General features: G+C 40.3%; 23 protein-coding genes. 12 read left to right on the top strand and 11 right to left on the bottom strand.

Features of this window, described 5'->3' with window-relative positions:
• Positions 1-265 precede the first annotated feature (265 nt).
• The 8 genes from Q4575_RS09465 to Q4575_RS09430 form a co-directional block, all read right to left on the bottom strand.
• Positions 266-637: a lactoylglutathione lyase gene (locus tag Q4575_RS09465; RefSeq protein WP_303522600.1), complete on the bottom strand. Its 372-nt coding sequence runs from the start codon at positions 635-637 to the stop codon at positions 266-268.
• A gap of 174 nt (positions 638-811) precedes the next feature.
• Positions 812-985: a hypothetical protein gene (locus Q4575_RS09460; protein ID WP_303522598.1), complete on the bottom strand. Its 174-nt coding sequence runs from the start codon at positions 983-985 to the stop codon at positions 812-814.
• Positions 986-1,101: 116 nt separating this feature from the next.
• Positions 1,102-1,596 carry a cytochrome c maturation protein CcmE gene (gene ccmE / locus Q4575_RS09455; protein WP_303522596.1) on the bottom strand — a complete coding sequence of 165 codons (495 nt, stop codon included), beginning with the start codon at positions 1,594-1,596 and terminating at the stop codon, positions 1,102-1,104.
• Between the two features lies 1 nt (position 1,597).
• Positions 1,598-1,813, bottom strand: a complete 216-nt coding sequence (ccmD, locus tag Q4575_RS09450; RefSeq protein WP_215962521.1) for a heme exporter protein CcmD — start codon at positions 1,811-1,813, stop codon at positions 1,598-1,600.
• Positions 1,803-2,558, bottom strand: coding sequence for a heme ABC transporter permease (locus Q4575_RS09445; protein WP_215962520.1), 756 nt, complete (start codon positions 2,556-2,558; stop codon positions 1,803-1,805). Before Q4575_RS09445 ends, ccmD begins: the two co-directional genes overlap by 11 nt.
• Positions 2,558-3,250, bottom strand: a complete 693-nt coding sequence (gene ccmB, locus Q4575_RS09440; RefSeq protein WP_303522593.1) for a heme exporter protein CcmB — start codon at positions 3,248-3,250, stop codon at positions 2,558-2,560. Before ccmB ends, Q4575_RS09445 begins: the two co-directional genes overlap by 1 nt.
• Positions 3,251-3,258: 8 nt before the next feature.
• Positions 3,259-3,897, bottom strand: coding sequence for a cytochrome c biogenesis heme-transporting ATPase CcmA (gene ccmA / locus Q4575_RS09435; RefSeq protein ID WP_303522590.1), 639 nt, complete (start codon positions 3,895-3,897; stop codon positions 3,259-3,261).
• A gap of 126 nt (positions 3,898-4,023) precedes the next feature.
• Entirely contained in the window at positions 4,024-5,349 is a 1,326-nt protein-coding gene (locus Q4575_RS09430) for a M24 family metallopeptidase (RefSeq protein ID WP_303522739.1), read from the bottom strand.
• A 348-nt stretch (positions 5,350-5,697) separates the two neighbouring features.
• Here Q4575_RS09430 and Q4575_RS09425 point away from each other — a divergent pair, with 348 nt between their 5' ends.
• Together Q4575_RS09425 and Q4575_RS09420 are read left to right on the top strand one after the other, a co-directional pair.
• Positions 5,698-7,479: an ABC transporter ATP-binding protein/permease gene (locus Q4575_RS09425; RefSeq protein WP_215962632.1), complete on the top strand. Its 1,782-nt coding sequence runs from the start codon at positions 5,698-5,700 to the stop codon at positions 7,477-7,479.
• Positions 7,476-7,811, top strand: coding sequence for a hypothetical protein (locus tag Q4575_RS09420; protein ID WP_215962517.1), 336 nt, complete (start codon positions 7,476-7,478; stop codon positions 7,809-7,811). Before Q4575_RS09425 ends, Q4575_RS09420 begins: the two co-directional genes overlap by 4 nt.
• Here Q4575_RS09420 and Q4575_RS09415 read toward each other — a convergent pair.
• Positions 7,808-8,155 carry a hypothetical protein gene (locus Q4575_RS09415; protein ID WP_215962516.1) on the bottom strand — a complete coding sequence of 116 codons (348 nt, stop codon included), beginning with the start codon at positions 8,153-8,155 and terminating at the stop codon, positions 7,808-7,810. The two genes, Q4575_RS09420 and Q4575_RS09415, sit on opposite strands and share 4 nt — an antisense overlap.
• Positions 8,152-8,571, bottom strand: a complete 420-nt coding sequence (locus Q4575_RS09410) for a VanZ family protein (RefSeq protein WP_303522587.1) — start codon at positions 8,569-8,571, stop codon at positions 8,152-8,154. The genes Q4575_RS09415 and Q4575_RS09410 overlap by 4 nt, the downstream gene beginning before the upstream one ends.
• A gap of 162 nt (positions 8,572-8,733) precedes the next feature.
• Here Q4575_RS09410 and Q4575_RS09405 point away from each other — a divergent pair, with 162 nt between their 5' ends.
• The 5 genes from Q4575_RS09405 to Q4575_RS09385 all read left to right on the top strand — a co-directional run bounded on the left by Q4575_RS09405 (position 8,734) and on the right by Q4575_RS09385 (position 13,071).
• Positions 8,734-9,594 (top strand): MipA/OmpV family protein, encoded by an 861-nt coding sequence (locus Q4575_RS09405; protein WP_215962514.1) that lies wholly within the window; start codon positions 8,734-8,736, stop codon positions 9,592-9,594.
• Positions 9,595-9,599: 5 nt separating this feature from the next.
• Positions 9,600-9,851, top strand: coding sequence for a DUF3081 family protein (locus Q4575_RS09400; protein WP_215962513.1), 252 nt, complete (start codon positions 9,600-9,602; stop codon positions 9,849-9,851).
• Positions 9,852-9,964: 113 nt separating this feature from the next.
• Positions 9,965-10,858 (top strand): MOSC domain-containing protein, encoded by an 894-nt coding sequence (locus tag Q4575_RS09395; RefSeq protein ID WP_303522584.1) that lies wholly within the window; start codon positions 9,965-9,967, stop codon positions 10,856-10,858.
• Between the two features lie 10 nt (positions 10,859-10,868).
• The gene (locus tag Q4575_RS09390; protein WP_215962511.1) at positions 10,869-11,804 is read left to right on the top strand and encodes a lipopolysaccharide assembly protein LapB; all 936 of its coding nucleotides are present in this window, start codon (positions 10,869-10,871) and stop codon (positions 11,802-11,804) included.
• Position 11,805: 1 nt separating this feature from the next.
• A complete protein-coding gene (locus tag Q4575_RS09385) occupies positions 11,806-13,071 on the top strand; it encodes a hypothetical protein (protein ID WP_303522582.1) in 1,266 nt (421 codons plus the stop codon).
• A gap of 123 nt (positions 13,072-13,194) precedes the next feature.
• Here the strand turns inward: Q4575_RS09385 and Q4575_RS09380 are convergent, their stop codons facing one another.
• Positions 13,195-13,782, bottom strand: a complete 588-nt coding sequence (locus Q4575_RS09380; protein WP_303522580.1) for a DUF1287 domain-containing protein — start codon at positions 13,780-13,782, stop codon at positions 13,195-13,197.
• 243 nt (positions 13,783-14,025) lie between these two features.
• Between Q4575_RS09380 and Q4575_RS09375 the strand changes: the two genes are divergently transcribed.
• The 5 genes from Q4575_RS09375 to Q4575_RS09355 all read left to right on the top strand — a co-directional run bounded on the left by Q4575_RS09375 (position 14,026) and on the right by Q4575_RS09355 (position 19,394).
• On the top strand, positions 14,026-14,655 hold the full coding sequence (locus tag Q4575_RS09375) for a hypothetical protein (RefSeq protein WP_303522578.1): 630 nt from the start codon (positions 14,026-14,028) through the stop codon (positions 14,653-14,655).
• A gap of 200 nt (positions 14,656-14,855) precedes the next feature.
• A complete protein-coding gene (locus Q4575_RS09370) occupies positions 14,856-15,716 on the top strand; it encodes an SDR family oxidoreductase (protein ID WP_272181610.1) in 861 nt (286 codons plus the stop codon).
• A gap of 17 nt (positions 15,717-15,733) precedes the next feature.
• Positions 15,734-16,891 (top strand): ergothioneine biosynthesis protein EgtB, encoded by a 1,158-nt coding sequence (gene egtB / locus Q4575_RS09365; protein ID WP_303522575.1) that lies wholly within the window; start codon positions 15,734-15,736, stop codon positions 16,889-16,891.
• Between the two features lie 37 nt (positions 16,892-16,928).
• Positions 16,929-17,876 carry an L-histidine N(alpha)-methyltransferase gene (locus tag Q4575_RS09360; RefSeq protein ID WP_272181612.1) on the top strand — a complete coding sequence of 316 codons (948 nt, stop codon included), beginning with the start codon at positions 16,929-16,931 and terminating at the stop codon, positions 17,874-17,876.
• Between the two features lie 18 nt (positions 17,877-17,894).
• Entirely contained in the window at positions 17,895-19,394 is a 1,500-nt protein-coding gene (locus tag Q4575_RS09355; protein WP_303522573.1) for a BCCT family transporter, read from the top strand.
• Positions 19,395-19,448: the final 54 nt, after the last annotated feature.

Raw genomic sequence — 19,448 nt, 5'->3', positions numbered from 1 at the left:
ACTTAACGATCGTAAACGAGTATATTAGAATTAAAGACTTTTTTCGACTACCTGCCGATAATAGGGCTAATAATTCAGTTTAAAACTTGTATGTTAAAGGATTAATATTACGTTGGTGAAATTTGAATATTTCGGTATTTAATATTAGAAAATTGAGCCTCTTTTTAGTTCGCCAGTTACGCGCATAAACTCATATGCCTAAATGAAGAATGGATATTTTTCTAAAGCAATTAATCTTCCCGATCATCGACAAATGTAAGCCAGATTATAAAGCAAATTGAGTGACGTGCCAAAGTTCACCTGATGGCCCCCATAAATAGACTACCTTCCCCCAATGCTCTGTTTTAATGGGTTCGTATTTAATGTCTAGTTCGATCCCCTCTTTTAAACAGTTACTTTGCAAAGCTGAGATTGTCTCAAACGACTCATCGATGTCTAAAACAGCAAGTTGGAACATTAAGTTTGTAGCAAATTCTTTGTTATATAAGCGGGTTAGGAAAAAGGTGCAATCGCCATTGGTGAAAAGCGACAGGTCGTCAGTAACAAACTCCATTTTGAACCCCATCGCCTGGTAAAACGTTTGGGAAACTTGATAATCTTTACTTGGAATAAATACGCGAATATCGTCAACTTTCATTGTTTAGCTTTCCTTTTCGGTGTAAACACAAAACCTAAGGTACCAATAATTAATGCTGAATGCGAACAACGACGGTGCCTGCAATAAAATCATGAAATGCCCGGTTTTTAGCACTAAACAACATAGTAACAATTTCGAGCAAGTGCCAAAGCAACATTGTTATACCCATTGCGATTATAGTGAATGTGTACCACTGAGGAGGATTTGCTGCCCCGTCTTCTGGCGCAAAATTGCGGCAATGGCTGTTTGGATTTGTTTGACTCGGTCTGGAAATTTTTCAGCATCAATGTGGCATTGAGCGTCTAATAGTTCATCCAATGAATAATCGCTGAAATCGGGGTTGCTCATATTTTACGTCCATATAAAAATTTTAGTTTCTTTGATTGTATTCTAACGCTACCTGCAAATTTAACGACGCTCACCTGAACGTCGTTATCAATTATATTGGTATTTATTGTTCAGTATTAGTTACCGCCGTAATCGACGTTTTTATGTTTTTTCTTGGCACTATCGGCAATTTCTTTTGGCATGTATTCTTCATCATGTTTAGCCAATACTTCAGTGGCTTTTATGATAAACCCATCGGTTAACATGCCCTGTGCAACAATACCTTGCCCTTCTCGAAATAGATCAGGAAGAATACCTGTGTATTGCACTGTCACTTTAGGATCTTGTTCGGTAAAGACCGTTGGCGTTTTCATGTCACCTAAATCAAAGCTCACTTCCAGTGTGTCTGCATTTCGAATGACACTGCCTGGAATAACTATTCCGCCGATATCAAGGCGTTGACCTACGGTTGGTTTTACACCGGTTTCTTTTTTACCATAGTGGATTTCAGATGGGGTATAAAACAAATCAATATTTTGACTTAATGCGTACAATACCAAGCCTGTTACAGCACCAAGGCCGAGAACAATGGTCGATATTATAGCGAGTCTTTTTTTACGACGAGGGTTCATGTTACGGTTCTACTCCTGCAGACGATTGTTGCGCACGTTGACGTAATTTTTCGTCGCGATTTAGTTTTTTAATAATTTGTTGTTTTGTGTGTTTATGGCCAGATAAACTAGACCACAACAAAATGGCAAATAACAGAAAAGCTGAGCCATAAGATAACCAAACAAAAAAGCCATATCCACCCATATCGAGAAAAGCTGAAAAACTATCAAACTGCATGTTTGTTCTCCTCAACAGTAACGAGCTTTTTTACCCAAGGGCGAGTGACATTGTGTTGCAATATTTGTGATTGAAAGCGGATACAAATAATCACAGCACTTAAAAATGCAAAACCTAGAAAGCAAAATACAAATGGGTAAAACATATCTAATGTCATAGAGGGTTTACCTAATTTGCTGACGGTTGCACCTTGGTGAAGTGTATTCCACCATTCTACCGAATATTTAATAATCGGGAGGTTGATGACTCCAACTAATGCCAAGATGCCTGCAGATTTGCCCGCGGCAATTTTATCGTCAAATGCACTATTTAACGCCATAACGCCGAGATAGAGAAATAATAGAATAAGTTCTGAAGTCAGTCGGGCATCCCAAATCCACCATGTTCCCCACATAGGTTTACCCCAGGCGGCGCCACTTATCAGTGCGATTGCGGTAAATACAGCCCCTACAGGTGCCATAGCGGCAACAGCTGCGCCAGCCAAACGTAATTGCCAGACTAATCCACAAAACGCGGCTATGGCCATCCCTAGGTAGATCCCCATCGACAGACTGGCGGCAGGAACATGCAGATAGAAAATTCTAAAACTATCACCTTGTTGGTAGTCTGGTGGCGCAAATAACAAGCCCCAAAATAGCCCTATTGTTAATAAAGCACCTGAGACTACAGCGAACCATGGGATAAGTTTACCAACCAAATGATAACTTGTTTCAGGATTGGCGTAAGGGTGTAACCACTTCCACATTAATTTGTACTCACTTTTAATGCTGAACTAATTGCAAATGGGGCGAGGGTAACCGCGCCGACTAATAAGGCTGCTATGATAGCAAGTTGGCCTTGATAAGGTAAATTCATTGCCGCAGTATTTATGGTACTTGTCGCAAATATTAATACTGGAATAAACAACGGCAAAACAAGCAAACTAAGAATAACGCCACCATTTTTAAGGCGCACCGTCAGCGCAGCACCGATTGCACCAATAAAACTCAATACCGGTGTGCCCAATAATAGCGTTAACATCATTGCGTTGTATGCATTGTCATCTAAATGTAAAGACACGGCTAAAACTGGCGCGATAAAAATTAAGGGCAACCCAGTGATAAGCCAATGAGCCGCCACTTTTCCCAAAACAATAATGTATGTGGGGTGGGGGCTGAGTAACATTTGCTCTAATGAACCGTCGTTAAAGTCAGATTTAAATATTCTATCGAGTGACAATAAGGTTGCGAGTAATGCAGCGACCCAAATGACCCCTGGTGCAATTGTCGCTAAGGTATTGGTTGCCGGCCCAATACCAAGTGGAAATAGTGTGACGACGATAATAAAAAAGAGGATCGGGTTTAATACGTCATCTTTATGGCGGTAAGCCAAAGTAAGTTCGCGCTTGATGATAAGTGTCAATACCGTGAAATACGACATCGCAGGTTTAGAATTCATTGTCATCCCTAATCAAACCGATACTGCAACGTTAACTTTGTCACATGTGATGCAATTAAGTTAAAATCTTGATGCGTGGTGAGAATAATCGCCCCGCCTTGTTGGATATGACTTAAAAACAACTTCTCTAACTTGCTAACGCCCGATTTATCGATAGCCGTAAACGGTTCGTCTAAAATCCATATTTTTTGGGTCGACTGCCAAAGGCGACCAAGCGCAATACGTCTATGCTGGCCGGCGCTTAGCTGCGACGCGTAAACATCTTCAAACCCAGCTAAATCAACTTCACTAAGCGTTTGTTCTGTATTAGCAACGGTTTGACCATGTAGAGCTAAGCTAAACTCCAGGTTTTCTTCCGCGGTGAGCTCACCCTTAACACCAGGTTGGTGGCCAAGGTAAAGCAGGTTCTGCCGGTATTCTTCGGCTTGTTGCTGGATGTTTTTGCCACGGTAAAGTACGTCGCCTTCGTTGGCAAAAGACAGTCCCGCGAGTATTTTTAATAAACTCGTTTTGCCCACGCCATTTGGCCCTTCAACCTGAATGATATCCCCAGCACTAAGCTCAAAATTGAGGTCTTCAAATAGAACTCTATCTTGACGAATGCAAGTTAAATGCTTTGATGATAATAATGGGACGTGGTTTGACAAAGGTTTTTAACTACGGTTATCAAAAATTAGATGATTATTGTCACATGAGATTGACAAATTGCCAACCTAGGTTGGCAAAAAGCTTGGAGGTAATTGTTTGATTACCGAATGTAGATCAACAAACCCTTATTTCGCAGGGGTTTCGCCAATTAAAATCAGCTCCGTTTGACGGCCATCTAAGTACCAAACGCCAGACTCATCAAACATCGCGTCTTCTTCCAACATAATGCGGATCTCTTTGTTCCACGCATCGATGAAAACCGCATTGTTTAGTTCTATCGAATAAGCCGTATTGTGATGTAACGGGTAATCACCATCGCCAGGCACGCCAGTTTGTGCGTCCCACATACCTAATGTTGTCCCTGCGGCATGGCCGTGATAGCCAATCGGGTGGGTATAAATGGTTGGTTTTAAGCCGGCTTCTATTGCGGCGCTTCGGGCTTGTTTTAACACTTGGTTACCGGTTTTACCCGCTTTAAATAAGTCAGTGAAAATGTCTTGTAGTTTATTACCTGTGGTAAAAGCGGCAGTTAAATATTGAGGTGCCGCGGTTTCACCAGGTTTCAAAACATAGGCATGTTGTTGCGTGTCGGTATTAAGCCTTAAATAAGTAATGCCAAAATCAATATGTAATAAGTCACCATATTGAATGATATTTTGTTCATGACCTTCAGAAAATGCGGTGTCGCTATCCAAGGCTGGTTGTTCATTGCGTTGCACTGAGATACTTGGGTGAAACCAGACCTGTAATTTCAGTTCGCGAACGCGTTCTCTAAACCACCATTGCAAGTCGGTTGTTGAAGTTACGCCAGGAGTGATAACTTGATTCGAAAAACCTTCGGCAATGATCGCGTGAGCAATACGCACTATGTCTTTATACATAGCGACTTCGGGCGCGATTCGTTGCTCCAACCAAGAAACCGCAAGGGCTTCTGCTGACACCATTTTGTTACGCCATTTGGCGGGAAGATTCGTTTTTAACGTTTTATAATCCGTTAACACTAAGCCATCGGCGTGGGCCCAATTTGTTGAGTAGTTTAAACCAATATTTTTAGGCTGGTAACGCTCAAGCAGTTCGCTAAGGGCTTCCCACTGACTGGATTGACGTTTTTTATTCCAACCTTGTTTAAACACCGAACCCACTTTATAAGGCGCAATCGCATAGGCGTCTACTGTGCCGTTTGGCGTCAATAAAAAGAGTAAAATAGTGGTTCGTCGTGCTGAAATCCAGGTTGCTGGTAACATCGTCTTTAGCACCGGATCTTCATTGTATTCACGGCTTATTAATAACCACGCATCTAACCCAGATTTAGTCATCATTGCTGGTAGCAGTTGAGTAACACGTTGTTCTGTCATGTCATCAATAAATTGCGCGCGCTCTTGCATCGATAAGATATCAGAGGCGATTGACGATTGCCCAAAACTAGAAAAACTGAAACTAAGACAAAGCATTAGGGAAATTAAAATACAGCGCATGGGCCAACTCTTTTGGTTAGTAAAACAATATTAAAAAACGATAGTGACGCTACATGAGCATAACATCTTTAATTATTATATGAATGAAGTTTGAGATAGTCTGCATGATTAAAACGGACAAATACTACCAACCGCGATAGTGTTATTTTCTAACGCCTATAAAATATTTAATTATGCATACTGGTATTAGTATTGTTTCAATTGGTTTAAATTACAAACAGATATAAACTGATCTCAAATGGATAATTGAAGTAACTGTTCGTTATCTCCATATTAAACAAATCACCCCTTAAGAAAAGGCGCATTGTGAGACATTCCCGTTCTATGCCCGATGATCCAGTTGACTTTAACTGGCGCTCCCTAACCGCATTAATTCCTTATATCCTTGAGCATAAGGTCCGTGTCTTTTTGGCTTTAGGGTGTTTGGTCTTGGCTAAAGTCGCAAGTGTCGGCCTACCGTTTATTCTTAAACATGTGGTTGATGACTTAGACAAAATGAACGACGGTTTAGTGGCAATAGTCAGTGTGCCATTGGCGTTAGTGATTGCCTATGGTGCGGTTCGGTTTTCTACTGTTTTACTAGGCGAAATTCGCGATACATTATTTGGTCGAGTAACCGAGCGTGCGATGCGAAGAGTGGGGTTGAAATTATTTAATCACCTCCATGAGTTAGATTTAGACTTTCATTTGAATCGTCAAACCGGTGGTTTGTCTAGAGACATGGAACGTGGAACTACTGGTATCAGTTTTCTGATGCGCTTTATGGTGTTTAATATCGTTCCAATTTTGCTCGAAATTATGTTTGTCGTCATTATCTTCTTCACTAACTACGGTATTGAGTTTGCGGCGATAACATTATTGTCAATTGTGGCTTATGTTGCGTACACCGCAGTTGCGACGGAATGGCGAACCAAATATGTGCGTGAAGCCAACAAAGCAGATTCGAGCAGTAATTCGCGAGCTATAGACAGTTTACTGAATTACGAAACCGTGAAGTACTTTAATAACGAAGATTATGAAGCTTCACGTTACGACGAAGATTTAGCCAAATGGGAAACCGCGCGCCGTAAAAACCGGCTCACGTTATTTGCTTTAAATTCGGGACAAGCATTAGTTGTTGCTATATCGATGACGGCGATGTTGGTACTAGCCGCAGAAGGCGTAGTTGCAAAGGAAATGACACTAGGTGACTTTGTGCTGATTAATGCTTTTATGATGCAATTGTTTATGCCGCTTAACTTTTTGGGGTTTGTTTATCGCGAAATTAAAGGATCTTTGGCCAATATTGAAAATATGTTCGCTTTGCTACGAAAGCAGCCCAAAGTGCAAGACAGCATAGCTGCAACCGAATTGGTGGTCACCACGGCAAAAATAGAATTCAAAGATGTAAAGTTTCATTATAATAAAAAACGCCAAATCCTGGACGGCATTAATTTCACAATATTACCTGGGCAAAAAGTCGCAGTTGTTGGTGAAAGTGGGGCGGGTAAGTCTACATTAGCAAAATTACTGTTTCGATTTTATGATGTTAGCAGTGGTCAAATCCTAATAGATGAACAACCAATTGACGGCGTGAGTCAGCACTCGTTGAGAAAAAATATTGGTGTGGTGCCACAAGACACTGTGCTGTTTAACGATACAATTTTCGAAAATATAAAATACGGCGACCCGCAAGCCTCAGAGGAAGATGTTTGGCGCGCGATAGAATTAGCTCATCTCAAATCCTTTATCGTTTCTTTACCTGACCAAGAAAAAACCATGGTCGGTGAGCGAGGGCTTAAGTTATCCGGTGGTGAAAAACAACGTGTAGCGATAGCTCGTACTATTTTGAAGCGGCCGCCGATTTTGGTTTTTGATGAAGCAACATCATCACTTGATTCTGGTTCTGAGCAAGCTATTTTGACCGCTCTGAAGTCGATAGCTAAAGGACATTCGTCTTTAGTTGTTGCACATAGGTTGTCGACCATCGTAGATTCGGATAATATTTTGGTTATGGTAAAAGGAAAAATTGTTGAACAAGGAACACACCATGAGTTATTAAACTTAGGTGGTCATTACGCAACAATGTGGGCAATTCAAAATGAACAAAGAAGCGAAACGGAATGATTGATTATCCAGTGTTTTTTGGGCTTTGGGGCATGTTGTTTTTGTTTATCGGACTCAATCGTTCGGCGACAATCAATGGGGCTAAAAGGGTATTAGTTGAAGCTGGCCCAACGGTTTTTTGTCGGGACTTGCCCCTAGCTCGGATCTTCAAGCTAAATGGCCGAGCATTGGTTAAGTCAGATGTTGTTAAAATTCAACGTGCGGCTCGTTGCGTAACATTATTCACCGCAAGTGGCATTGCGTTTGACTTGTGGTTACCTAAATCGACGGTAGATGAAGTAGCCTTAAGAGCGAAAAAACTTTTTAGCAACGCCAAGTATGTTGAGGTTTAAATCACTGAATTAGTAGATTTTTTACGTTTTTTAAAAAAACGGATCATAGCATTAGGGTAAAGGAAATAGCCTTTATATCTGCATATTTTTTTGGTCAATAAGTATTTTGTAAATATCGCAATGTACATTACATAAATGCCCAGCAAACCATAAAATACATTTATAGAAAATAAATCATCAATTTTAAAAAGTAATATAAGTACAATTGCGATAGCCCAAAAGCTATGTAACCTCTCTCCGGGATAATGATGAAATTCAAAATATTTTAAGTGATTTAAATATAGATCACCCTTGTCATCGCCTACATATTCCCTGTGTTGTGTTTGTCTATACGAATATTTCATTGATTGCTCTCAGCCTGTTGTTCCATAACACTTAATTTATAAACACTGTCGATGCCATAGGCAATATAACTAAATGTCATGATACCTAAGATATTGGCCATAATATCAGCTATTTCAAACGTTCGGGTTTTAAATAGTAAGTGGCTACATTCTTCTAATATAACAATGATGCAAACGACCAAGCTAGCTAAATATATCGGGACATATCGGCTGTTCGACGCTTTTTTAAAGTTAGTAGCCAAAACAGCGCAAAAAGATAAAAAACCAAACAGAAAAAAATGACCTACTTTGTCGCCATTTGGCCATGCCGCAACATAATTGATGATGCCATTGGATATGCCTAGGTCTTTTTGGTAAATCAGCCAAAACGCAAAGAGGCTAACTGTTAGGGTGCATATTCTAAAAAAGAGTTTCATTGTAATCAGTTATAGTCCATTAGGGTCGAAATTGACATTGAGATTAGGAACAATAAGTACTGCCTGAATTTTAACTTCGGTTTCTCCGTTAATACTAGTTTATTTTTGTCAGCAACGGTAATTTCAGTTGTTTAGCGCACAACATTTGGTTATTTTTAGCAAATGAAATTATTTGCCTTAATTATTCTGTCTTTTTTACTCTCTTTTAGTGCACTTGCCGATGACGCTGGTGGCTGCCAAATTGAATTGTTACTCGATTGCGACCTAGATATGCCAAAAGAAAGTCAACCAAGCGGCTGGACGTTTGGTGTTGGTGTTGCAACTGCGGTCAATGTACCTGTTTATATTGGTGCTAAAGAAACCCGTTCTGCTATTTTACCAATCCCGTATATCAACTATCGCAGTCCAAATTTAAAAATTGGCCAAGGCGGTATTGTCGCGAGATTGTTTGATAGCGAAAAATGGTTGTTGTCTGTCAGTTTGTCCGGTGCGATTCCTGTCGACAGTGATGATGCTGAAGCACGGAAAGGCATGCCAGACATTAATGCCATTTTTGAGTTTGGTCCAAGTCTTAAATATTACCTTGTGGGCGATGACTCAAGCCCCGATGCCATTTTTCTCGATATGAATATTCGTCAAGCCAGAACTATCAAATTCACTAATTTGAAATTAACGTCTAGTCCTTCAATCTTAATGCGAAAAGGGTTAAGCCAAACGTTTTTTGGCGGTAAAGTTAACACGCGATTAAAGTTAGGTTATGAGTTTGTGTCTGAGGATTATGCCAATGAATTTTATGGTGTGAGTCCAGAATATATGACAGATGAACGAGATGCGTTTGTCGCCCCAGGTGGCTTCGCGGGCTTTCGAGTAAACGGCGGTGTTCGTTGGCAATTAAAGCGACATATTGTCAGTAGTTTTTTTGCATATGCCGATATTAGCGGCGCAAAATATGTTGATTCTCCATTGGTAAAATCTAAGCAGCATCTATATGGTGGATTAGTATATTTTTATCTATTTGAGTAATTGCGATGAAAAATAGTATTGATTTAAAACGTTGTTTGATGATTTTCGACAAAGTTATGTCGGATGGTGAAAAAAAAGAAGATAAGTTCCACTATGAAGGACTAGAGGCGTGGTCCGATTTTGACGGCTACAACTGTTATCTGTCTCTAAACGATGTAACGTTAACGATGATGTTTCATGGCAAATATGATATTCAATTTGGCAGTGCAGATTCATTTCAAAAATTTGAGAAAAAATTAGCCACATTCAAACTGTAAAGGCGTTTAGCGCCCAAAAAGTCTTTTAATAAATAGATGTTTAAAGACATTAAAACCGTTAGTTGTAGTTTGTTGACTGCACTAAAGTTTTGGCATATCCAGAGGTCATTAAATTGTTAGCTCGTCAGACTGGTACTATCGAAGAAATTAATATCTATCCCGTGAAGTCCTTAAAGGGCATTTCATTGAGCCAATCTGTGGTGACGCCCCTAGGGTTAAAGTGGGACCGCTTTTGGATGATAGTGAATGAAGACGGGTTGTTTATGTCGCAGCGAAATATCCCTGCGATGGCAACTATCTCAACCACGTTGACGGACAGCCATTTGGTCTTAAGTCATGACCAATTTGGAGAGTGCCACATACCTTTGCTTTATGCGGGCTCAGATGAGCTTGAGGCGACCTCATTTAACGCAAAAGTTTGGCAAAGTGAATGTGTCGTTCTAGATGAAGGCGATAAAATTGGATCGTGGTTAACTTCTATTTTAGGTCGGTTTCGTGGGCAGGCGTTGCGACTCGTAAGATTAAATCCCGAAAGCCAACGAGCTGTCAGTAATAAACACACCAACGGTGATATTCATCAAACTTATTTTGCCGACGGTTATCCGTTTTTAGTGGCTACATCTGCTTCTTTAGATGAACTCAATACAAAATTGGTGGCGCAGTCAGAGTCGGCTGTTCCTATGTCTCGATTTAGAGCAAATGTTGTTATTGCTGGAACAACAGCATTTGTTGAACATCAATTTAAGTATATGCAAATGGGAGAGGCTGGTACTCTGCATTTATGTAAACCCTGCGAACGTTGTAAAATGACGTCAATTGATCAGAGCTCCGGTGAAATAAGCAATTCTAAGCAACCGTTGAAAACGCTGTTTTCGATGGAAAATATTGCCGATAAAGGTGCCTATTTCGGACACAATGGCGTATTAATCAAAAGTAAATCTTTGGAAAATGATTGCTGTATCAGTGTTGGTGATACGGTCTGTTTTAGTCATGAAGTACAAGGTTAGCCAACATAAGATGACTTTTATTAGACGGTTAAAAATATTGGTGTTGGAGATAATTCCAATCATTTTTTTCGTAACCCCTAGTTTGGCCCAAGCGCAATTAGATGAGTTCTGTGTTAATGATTATTCCAATTGTTTAAGACTGGTTGAGCAAAAACTAGCGGAACAACCCAAAAGTAAAATTGAGTTTTATAAGCTTAAGATGTACCAACTTGATTCACTCTATTATTTAGGTAAATACCAACAGTTAGACATAGAGATGGGCAAACTGATCAACGCATCTAGGCTGCCAAAAGTGGTAGAACTTAAAATTCATATTTATTCGGCAAAGTTAAAAATAGGTCAAAAGGATGACCCTGAACGTAAAGCTCACTTAGCAAAAGCACAATTAATTTTCCAAGCGTTGTTAAAAACAGGTGACGACCCAAACACGTTAATCGATTATGCTAATTTGCATATTTATCTAGGCCAATACACTGAAGGTATTAGGCTTTTAAAGCAGTTGGAACGAAAGTTTAGTGATCATAAAAATGCCAATATAATTGCTAAAGTCGCGATTAACTTAGGCAATTTATATCTCCTCACTGGGGACTTGGTTAAAGCGCAAACTCAATACCTTGTTGCCATGGAACATTCGCGTAAAGCCGGATTAATTAATGTTAATATCATTGCTAATTACAACTATGGCCGAACATTTCAGAAATTAGAGCAAAACAGCAAAGCGATAGCGATTTTTTTAGAGTTGATACCGCGAGCGTCGGAATTAGTTGATTCAAATATTGACGAGCTGACGTATTATCGACTTGGGCAGTTATATGTAGCAGAAAAAAATTGGACTTTGGCAAAGTTATATTTAGAAAAAGTCGATATAAATGACAAATTTGACAGTTACGAAGAACGAGTTGATGCCCTAATGGCTATTATTAATAAAAATTTAAAAGGAAGTTAGTGTGAAGTGGATTGGCATTTTTATCGTAATTTTATTAGTCGGTATGGCGAGCTTGCCATTTTTGGCAACAGACAAGCAGCGATTAGTGCCAGAGATTAAGTCCGTCACTGCAGATGACGCTAAAATTGCTCAGAATGTCACTAAACAATTTCATCGTAGTATCGCGTCGAAACAAGCGGTTCAAGAGTTTTCGTTATCGAATGACGAACTGACAGCTGCGTTAAATGTCGCAAGCTATTCTGTGCCTAATATTGATATCGAGTCACGATTAACGTCATTGGGATTAACTTTAGTTGCCACAGTCAAATTGGAAAAACGTGGTTTTAAACGTTATGTAAATGTCATATGTATGTTGACCAACGGTTATGAAGGAGCCGATATCGACTCCTGTAAAATAGGTTCTGTGACACTTCCTGGAGATTCCCTCAAACCAATAATAAAGTATGGCCTTAACAAATTTGTAGGCAAACATAGTTATGACTTATGGCAGCATTTTATAACCAATTTAAGTTTTGAACGAAACAAGTTAGTTGTGAAAAACTTGGACGCCAATATTATTAAACCGGCACTTCAGGCGAGTTTTAATGAAGCCCAGAACCTAGTAAGTGGTACTTCAAATTTAGATAAAGCTCTAGTCACTAATTATATTGAGCATTTATCGTTACAAAATTATGATTCAAAGTCGTTAATGGAGCCAATTAGAAGCGCCTTTTCACATGTTAAAGAGCAAACACGTAACAGCCCAACTGATGTTCGAAACCGCCATGTTCAAGCTGCAATTTGGGCACTAGTGATCCGTTACGGTAACCCTAAATTTGGTCGACTCGTAGGAATACCCGGAAAAATTGGCCGAGGTATGTCGGCCACATTGAGAAACCGCGAAGATCTTGCATTGCATTTTCTCTATTCCGCTTTTTTACAATTAAACAGTGGCACACAAACCGCATTTAGTATTGGCGAAATAAAAGAGTTAATTGATAGTAACGCAGGAGGCACCGGCTTTAGCTTTGCAGACATTGTTGCTGACAAAGCGGGCTTAACGTTTGCAGAGTTTCTGACTGACCCAATGACTGATACAAAATCAGCCTGCCTCAAATTGGCCAATGTTTATACAGAAGATATGTTTATATTAGACATAAACCACCGGCCAGAAGGTATTTCAGCCGAAGAGTTTAACGATAGATACAAGTCAATTCAGTCGCAGAAATATAAAGATGTGATTGAGGAAATTGGCCAAGCTATGAAACAACTGGAATTGTATCGTTAGCAAATGGGCTTAATGACGGTGAAGTTGAAACCACTTCGTCGAGATACATACGAGCCCAAAAAGGAAGCCGTGATTTACAAAGTTGCTACACATACGTAGCGTGCATTATCACAATTTAGCGGATCAGCTTGCAGGCACATAGCGATAGTGGCCAGTAATTTTATAGTCAAATAACATGTCGTCTACTTTTGGACCTCGGCCGATATTATGGACAATCAACGGGTTGCCCGATTGCTCGGATATACGGTCAATAACAATACCAATATGGGGTAAATTACCCGGTAATATCCAAGTGACTATGTCACCTGTTTTATAGTCTTTACTGTCGTTTGATACCTTTAGTACTGTTCCGTGGCGAGTGAAAAACTGTTGCAGGTTAGGGACACGTCGGTGATCAATATTTTTGTCGGTCCGTGTCAGTCCCCAAATTCGTTTCGATGGATACAAATTGAAATTGGCAACCATATCCTCATGAACAAGCTTTTGTAAATCCACACCTAAAGTGCGATATGCACGAATAACAACATCGGTGCATACGCCAATATTGTCAGGTACATCGCCATTTGGGTAAGGGATAGATATATACGCACCATCATAAGTCACATTGTGAGTTGTACGCTCTAATAGCGCTGAAACGATGTCGGCTTCAAACGTGTTTGCCTTTGCCCCGACGCTGCACAGTACGAGCAGGTACATTGCGATATTTTTCATCTTCTATCCTTAGCACTTACGGTTTTTTTGTGGCGTTAAAATGATGGCTTATGCCGATTGTTATTAGAACCATTAAACATGAGTGTACCGTCAGTCGCTTTTCTCTGACTCGTTAGGCGTCAAATCGTTATTATGTTGATGGGACTAACTTTATAAACATTTGAATAAAACCAATAACTCAAACAGAATAGCTGATTATCATGGTTTTTATAAAACTACTAAGCGAGAAAATAAGCGAGAAAAATGAAAACAACACTAAATCATAAGCTTAAGCTCATTAAAATAATGGGTATGTATCTAACGATATCGACGTTATTTATGACACTCACTGGCTGTGTTATCGGGAACAGAATTGCCCAAGACGGCTCTGATTCCCATACATCTGCGGGAAATATTGATGTAAGGGATAATAACATTGCAGGGGATTTAAGTGCTTATAATGGCAATATTAGTATTGGCCAAAACGCTGAGGTAAAAGCCGTTGAGATTGTAAATGGCAATATAGCCATTGGTGATTTTAGCCGTGCATTGTCATTAGAAACCACCAACGGAAATATAATTACAGGTAAGCAGGTCTTAGTAACTGGAGATGTAAAAACCGTAAATGGTGAAATTAGAATTGCAACCAAATCTGTGATTGGTGGCAACATTATCACCGTCACTGGTGATGTAGTTTTGGCCGATGAAGCAAAGGTCGATGGCGATATTATTATTGAAAAAACCGGGTTTATTTTATCTAAATTTGAAACCCGCGTACCAACTATAGAGATTGGTAAGGACGTCATAATAAAGGGAAAAATACACGTTTATCGACCAATCGAGCTTAGACTCGATCCGTCAATAGACCCTAAAATCATTGTTCGCCATGACTGATTAGCAGTTATTTATTTCGTATCGGGGGTATTTAGCCTTGGTCCGTTTAACTAAGGGGCCAATTAACGTCGAGGTTTGTATTTCAATCTTTTTGCTAAACACTTTTGTGGGTAGAAAAGAGGACAAATAAACGTAACGTTTGGCTTATACAATGAAGTCAGGTTGCAAATTAGAACCGTTTTAATTCAGAGGTCGTTAAATTGAAAATAGCAATTACAGCAGCAAGTGGGCAATTAGGCTCACACATAGTGAAAGCATTAGCTGATATGGTCCCCCAAAGTAATGTGATTGCATTGGCTCGGACACCTGAAAAAGCGAAGCATTTGGGAATTGAAGTACGTCCGGGCGATTATAATGACAGGTATCAATTAGAACAGTCATTGCAGTCGGTTGATAGCTTATTACTGGTATCTGGTATGGATGCGCCCGATAAACGAATTGGGCAGCATCAAAATGTCATACAGGCGGCAAGAAACGCAGGTGTGAAAAAGATAGTGTACACCAGTATTCAAGGTGCGGAACAAAACACCAGTTTTTCGCCGGTGGTTCAAAGTAACCGCCAAACGGAAAAAGATGTCAGTGAAAGTGGACTACAATGGGTTATTGGGCGAAACGGCATTTATATCGAGCCTGACATCGAATATATAGAAACTTATAAAAAAGAGGGACGGATATCTAATTGCGCCGGTGACGGTCGGTGCGGTTATACCTCAAGAGCGGAATTGGCTTATGCTTATGCCAAAATGCTAATGGAAGATAAGCATAATGGCCAAACCTACAATTTACACGGTGAGGTGATCACCCAGTATCAACTCGCTGAATACCTTAATATGGGGTTTGGGACAGATTTAACCTATTCTGCTGTGTCCGTAGAAGAATACAAAAAGGAACGCATTGCCGCACTTGGCGAATTTATTGGTACTGTGATTGCAGGTATTTATCAGGGGATCCGAGAAGGTAAATCTGATAACGTTAGCGACTATTTAACCGCCGCAGGTCGAGAGCATGAAAGCTGGTTGACGTATTTTACTCGGTTGAAAAATGCCCAAAATGCTAAATGAATTTAAGGTGTAGCTGCATGTTATTAGCTTTATTTCAACAAACACGGAAATATACCGAGTCCCTTTGTGCACCTTTAAACATCGAAGATTACATTCCGCAGGCTGTTGATTTTACGAGCCCGCCTAAGTGGCATTTGGCCCACACAACGTGGTTTTTTGAAGAGATGATCCTAACCAAATTTTTGGACGGCTATGCGGTTTTTGACGCTCATTTTGGTTTTTTGTTTAATAGTTATTATCAAAGTGTTGGAGAAAAAGCGGTGCGTGCTCAACGTGGGTTGATGACACGCCCAACAGTAGATCAGGTATACCAATACCGACATTATGTGGATGAACAAATCCAGCGTTTACTTAGTAAAGAAGTCTCCGAGTCTGTCAAAGCACTTATCACGCTAGGTATTCACCACGAGCAGCAACATCAAGAATTATTATTGACCGACCTAAAATACACTCTCTCGTTAAACCCAATTGCGCCTGTATATCAACCTGACTTTAATTTGGTGGATAGTTGCAATGCGGGGACGTCAGAGGAAAAACACTGGCTCAGTGTGAAAGAAGGCGTTTATGAAGTGGGTTATGCTGGCGACGACTTTTGTTTTGACAACGAACGTGGACGCCACAAAGTGTACCTGCAAAATTTTGAAATCGCTTCATCATTGGTAACAAATGGCGACTATATTGAGTTTATTGAAAGTGGCGGTTACCGCACATTTAGTTATTGGTTGGATGATGGCTGGAGCTGGTTAAATAGCCATAATATTACTGCGCCACTTTATTGGAAAAATATTGATGGTGAATGGCATTACTATACGTTGGCAGGATTAAAGCGAGTTAACAAGCAGGCTGTTTTGTCGCACATTTCTTATTACGAAGCGAACGCATACGCGCATTGGAAAAAGATGCGTTTGCCGACCGAGTTTGAATGGGAAGTGGCCTCAACCCAATTTGAATGGGGACAGCGCTGGGAGTGGACTTCATCGGCTTACCTACCATACCCAGGCTTTAACATTAGCGACGGAGCGGTTGGTGAATACAACGGTAAATTTATGATTAACCAAATGGTATTGCGCGGTGCATCTGTGGCGACATCGGAAAATCATTCACGCGCCACTTATCGAAACTTTTTTGCACCGCATTTTCAATGGCAGTTTTCTGGCCTGCGGTTAGTTAAATAGGTCCACCTAAAATGGACTGTTAAGGATACAACACAATATGATTGAGCAATTTGCAAAGAGCGTCGACATTGGGTTGAGTAAACCCGAGAAAACCCTTCCTTCTAAATATTTTTATGACAAGAATGGCGATGCACTTTTTGTTGAAATAATGAACATGCCAGAGTATTACTTAACCCGTTGTGAAATGGAGATTTTTAGCACCCAAACAGCCGCATTAATAGAGTCATTTCAAGCGGATAAAAATACCTATTTTGAGTTAATTGAACTCGGCGCTGGTGATGGAACTAAAACCAGTAAATTACTTGAAGCGTTAAGTACGGAAGGTTATCAGTTTGACTATCTGCCCGTAGATATCTCCAAAAATTCGTTAGATCAACTCCAAACATCACTAGAACAAAGCTTGCCAGACGTTTCGGTTATTCCAAAACACGGGGATTACTTTGAGATGTTAGGCTCCATTAAAGACAGTCATCACCCGAAAGTTGTGCTGTTTCTTGGCTCGAATATTGGCAATATGACAGACGCAGTTGCCAGCGACTTTTTATATCAACTTGGGGCGAATTTAAGTAAAGGCGACAAACTATTGTTAGGAACTGACCTGATTAAATCTGCGGATATTGTATTGCCTGCTTATAATGACAAAAAGGGCATAACAAGCGAGTTTAACATTAATCTATTGCATCGAATGAATGCTGAACTCGGCGCCAGTTTTGACCCTGATGAGTTTGTTCACGCCCCTGAATATTGTATAGACGAAGGCATTGCTAAAAGCTATTTGTTGAGTGCCCGCAAACAGTCCGTTGAAATTGAAGCTACAGGAAAGACGTATCATTTCAAGGAAGGGGAAAAAATTCATACAGAAATTTCACGTAAGTACAATGATGACATTCTCTCTAAAATATTGGCTAAAACCGACTTTGAGATAACCCAAAAGTTTACTGACCAAAATAATTATTTTGCCGACTATTTATTGAGTCGAAACTAACCTTGGTGGACAATTAAGTTGGTTGAAAGTAAAACAACAAAACTAGAACAAATTGCGTTGTTTGTCTGTGTCAGCTTATCTGTTGTCGCATTCCTATTTCCTCAATTACTAACCGACCAACTGCAACCGGTAATCTCAGAACTTCTGCGTTATTTAGGATCTCCTTTTTTTATCCTCGTTAACATCTTGCTGTTTACGGTTATCGCCATCGCCATCAGTCCTCTTGGTCGGCGCAAAATCGGTGGCGAGTACGCCCGAGTGGAATTTAGTCTGTTCGGTTGGTTGTCGATGTTATTTGCCGCCGGTATGGGATCTGGATTGATATTTTGGGGCGTTGCTGAACCCGCACTGCATACCATTGCCTCACCATTAAAACACAGTCTTTATCCAAACCCGCAGTCTAGCGGATTGGCATTGACCTTAGTTAATTGGGGATCACATGCATGGGCATTATACGCCGTATTTGGACTGGTTTTAGGAGGGCTTAGCCTCAATAGCGATAAGTCTGGAGACATTACAGGACCGGTCTTGAGTGCAAGCAAAGGTCTATTTAATGAACGTTGGCAGGGCAGACTAGGCTTTAGCGTTAAGCTGGTGGCGGTTTTTGCTATATTTTTTGGTGTGGTTGGCACGATTGCAAACTCGACGTTGTTATTACGCAAAGGATTAGAACTAAAACTTGGCATAAGTTCAGCGTTGTTATCGGGTTTTATCATCATCAGTTTAATCGTGATTTTATACACGTTATCGGCCAAGTTAGGACTTAAAAAGGGGATCCAAACCCTCAGTAAACTAAACATGTTTATCGCGTTTTCTCTGATTGTGTGGTTGCTCATGTTTGTACCAATTCAACCCATTATTGATACTGCTGTTAGTGGCACGTGGGATTACATTCAGTTGATCACAAGTGGCACTTGGCAATTCTCTAGTCAGTTGAATGATCCTAATTGGGCGAATGGTTGGACCTACAATTACTATTTTTGGTGGTTAGCATGGGGGCCTTTTGTCGGTGTGTTTTTGGCAAAAATAAGCCAAGGTCGTCCGGTATGGCAGTATATTTTAGGCGTTGTGTTGGTACCGACGTTGGTGACCATTTTGTGGTTTAGCGTTTTTTCGGGCTCTGCAATCGCGTGGGATACTAGTCATCAAAGTGGTATTTTAGAGGCGATAAAAACGGACTATACCCAAGGTCTATTTGTGTTTTTTGAGCAACTCGGTTGGCAAGGTTTCGTTCTTGTTTGGGCAAGTTTGCTATTGCTACTCATTTTTGTCGCCACATCCGCTGATTCAGCGGTTTTAGTCATACGACAATTATGTGGGGCAAGCGAAAGACCATCTTGGAGTCTATACGGTTGGTCATTTGCCTTAGGGTTGTGCGCCTATGTGTTGTTGGTGCAAAACAATGAGTCGTTAAACAGAAGTGTGGCGATCATTGGAGCCCTGCCATTTTTACTTATATTCTTGATGCAGCTTTTAGGATTTGTCAGAGAGCTTATTAATGAGTTATGGCACAAATAAGCCATTTAGAGGATTTAGCGGGTCAAAACTAACGACACTATTGCCGTTAGTTTT

Source organism: Psychrosphaera sp. 1_MG-2023, assembly GCF_030548245.1.
In the GTDB taxonomy this organism is placed as follows: Bacteria; Pseudomonadota; Gammaproteobacteria; order Enterobacterales; family Alteromonadaceae; genus Psychrosphaera; species Psychrosphaera algicola.
Note: the sequence above shows the minus strand (reverse complement) of the source record. Positions and strands in the feature narration are given on the sequence as shown.

Bases quoted from the DNA above. Each gene is read 5' to 3' on its own strand.
- Q4575_RS09465 (WP_303522600.1), bottom strand. From the start codon at position 637: ATGAAAGTTGACGATATTCGCGTATTTATTCCAAGTAAAGATTATCAA.
- Q4575_RS09420 (WP_215962517.1), top strand. From the start codon at position 7,476: ATGATTGATTATCCAGTGTTTTTTGGGCTTTGGGGCATGTTGTTTTTG.
- Q4575_RS09380 (WP_303522580.1), bottom strand. From the start codon at position 13,782: ATGAAAAATATCGCAATGTACCTGCTCGTACTGTGCAGCGTCGGGGCA.
- Q4575_RS09415 (WP_215962516.1), bottom strand. From the start codon at position 8,155: ATGAAATATTCGTATAGACAAACACAACACAGGGAATATGTAGGCGAT.
- Q4575_RS09460 (WP_303522598.1), bottom strand. From the start codon at position 985: ATGAGCAACCCCGATTTCAGCGATTATTCATTGGATGAACTATTAGAC.
- ccmD (WP_215962521.1), bottom strand. From the start codon at position 1,813: ATGCAGTTTGATAGTTTTTCAGCTTTTCTCGATATGGGTGGATATGGC.
- ccmB (WP_303522593.1), bottom strand. From the start codon at position 3,250: ATGAATTCTAAACCTGCGATGTCGTATTTCACGGTATTGACACTTATC.
- Q4575_RS09400 (WP_215962513.1), top strand. From the start codon at position 9,600: ATGAAAAATAGTATTGATTTAAAACGTTGTTTGATGATTTTCGACAAA.
- Q4575_RS09445 (WP_215962520.1), bottom strand. From the start codon at position 2,558: ATGTGGAAGTGGTTACACCCTTACGCCAATCCTGAAACAAGTTATCAT.
- ccmE (WP_303522596.1), bottom strand. From the start codon at position 1,596: ATGAACCCTCGTCGTAAAAAAAGACTCGCTATAATATCGACCATTGTT.
- Q4575_RS09375 (WP_303522578.1), top strand. From the start codon at position 14,026: ATGAAAACAACACTAAATCATAAGCTTAAGCTCATTAAAATAATGGGT.
- Q4575_RS09430 (WP_303522739.1), bottom strand. From the start codon at position 5,349: ATGCTTTGTCTTAGTTTCAGTTTTTCTAGTTTTGGGCAATCGTCAATC.
- Q4575_RS09390 (WP_215962511.1), top strand. From the start codon at position 10,869: ATGACTTTTATTAGACGGTTAAAAATATTGGTGTTGGAGATAATTCCA.
- Q4575_RS09405 (WP_215962514.1), top strand. From the start codon at position 8,734: ATGAAATTATTTGCCTTAATTATTCTGTCTTTTTTACTCTCTTTTAGT.
- Q4575_RS09410 (WP_303522587.1), bottom strand. From the start codon at position 8,571: ATGAAACTCTTTTTTAGAATATGCACCCTAACAGTTAGCCTCTTTGCG.
- Q4575_RS09360 (WP_272181612.1), top strand. From the start codon at position 16,929: ATGATTGAGCAATTTGCAAAGAGCGTCGACATTGGGTTGAGTAAACCC.
- egtB (WP_303522575.1), top strand. From the start codon at position 15,734: ATGTTATTAGCTTTATTTCAACAAACACGGAAATATACCGAGTCCCTT.
- Q4575_RS09425 (WP_215962632.1), top strand. From the start codon at position 5,698: ATGCCCGATGATCCAGTTGACTTTAACTGGCGCTCCCTAACCGCATTA.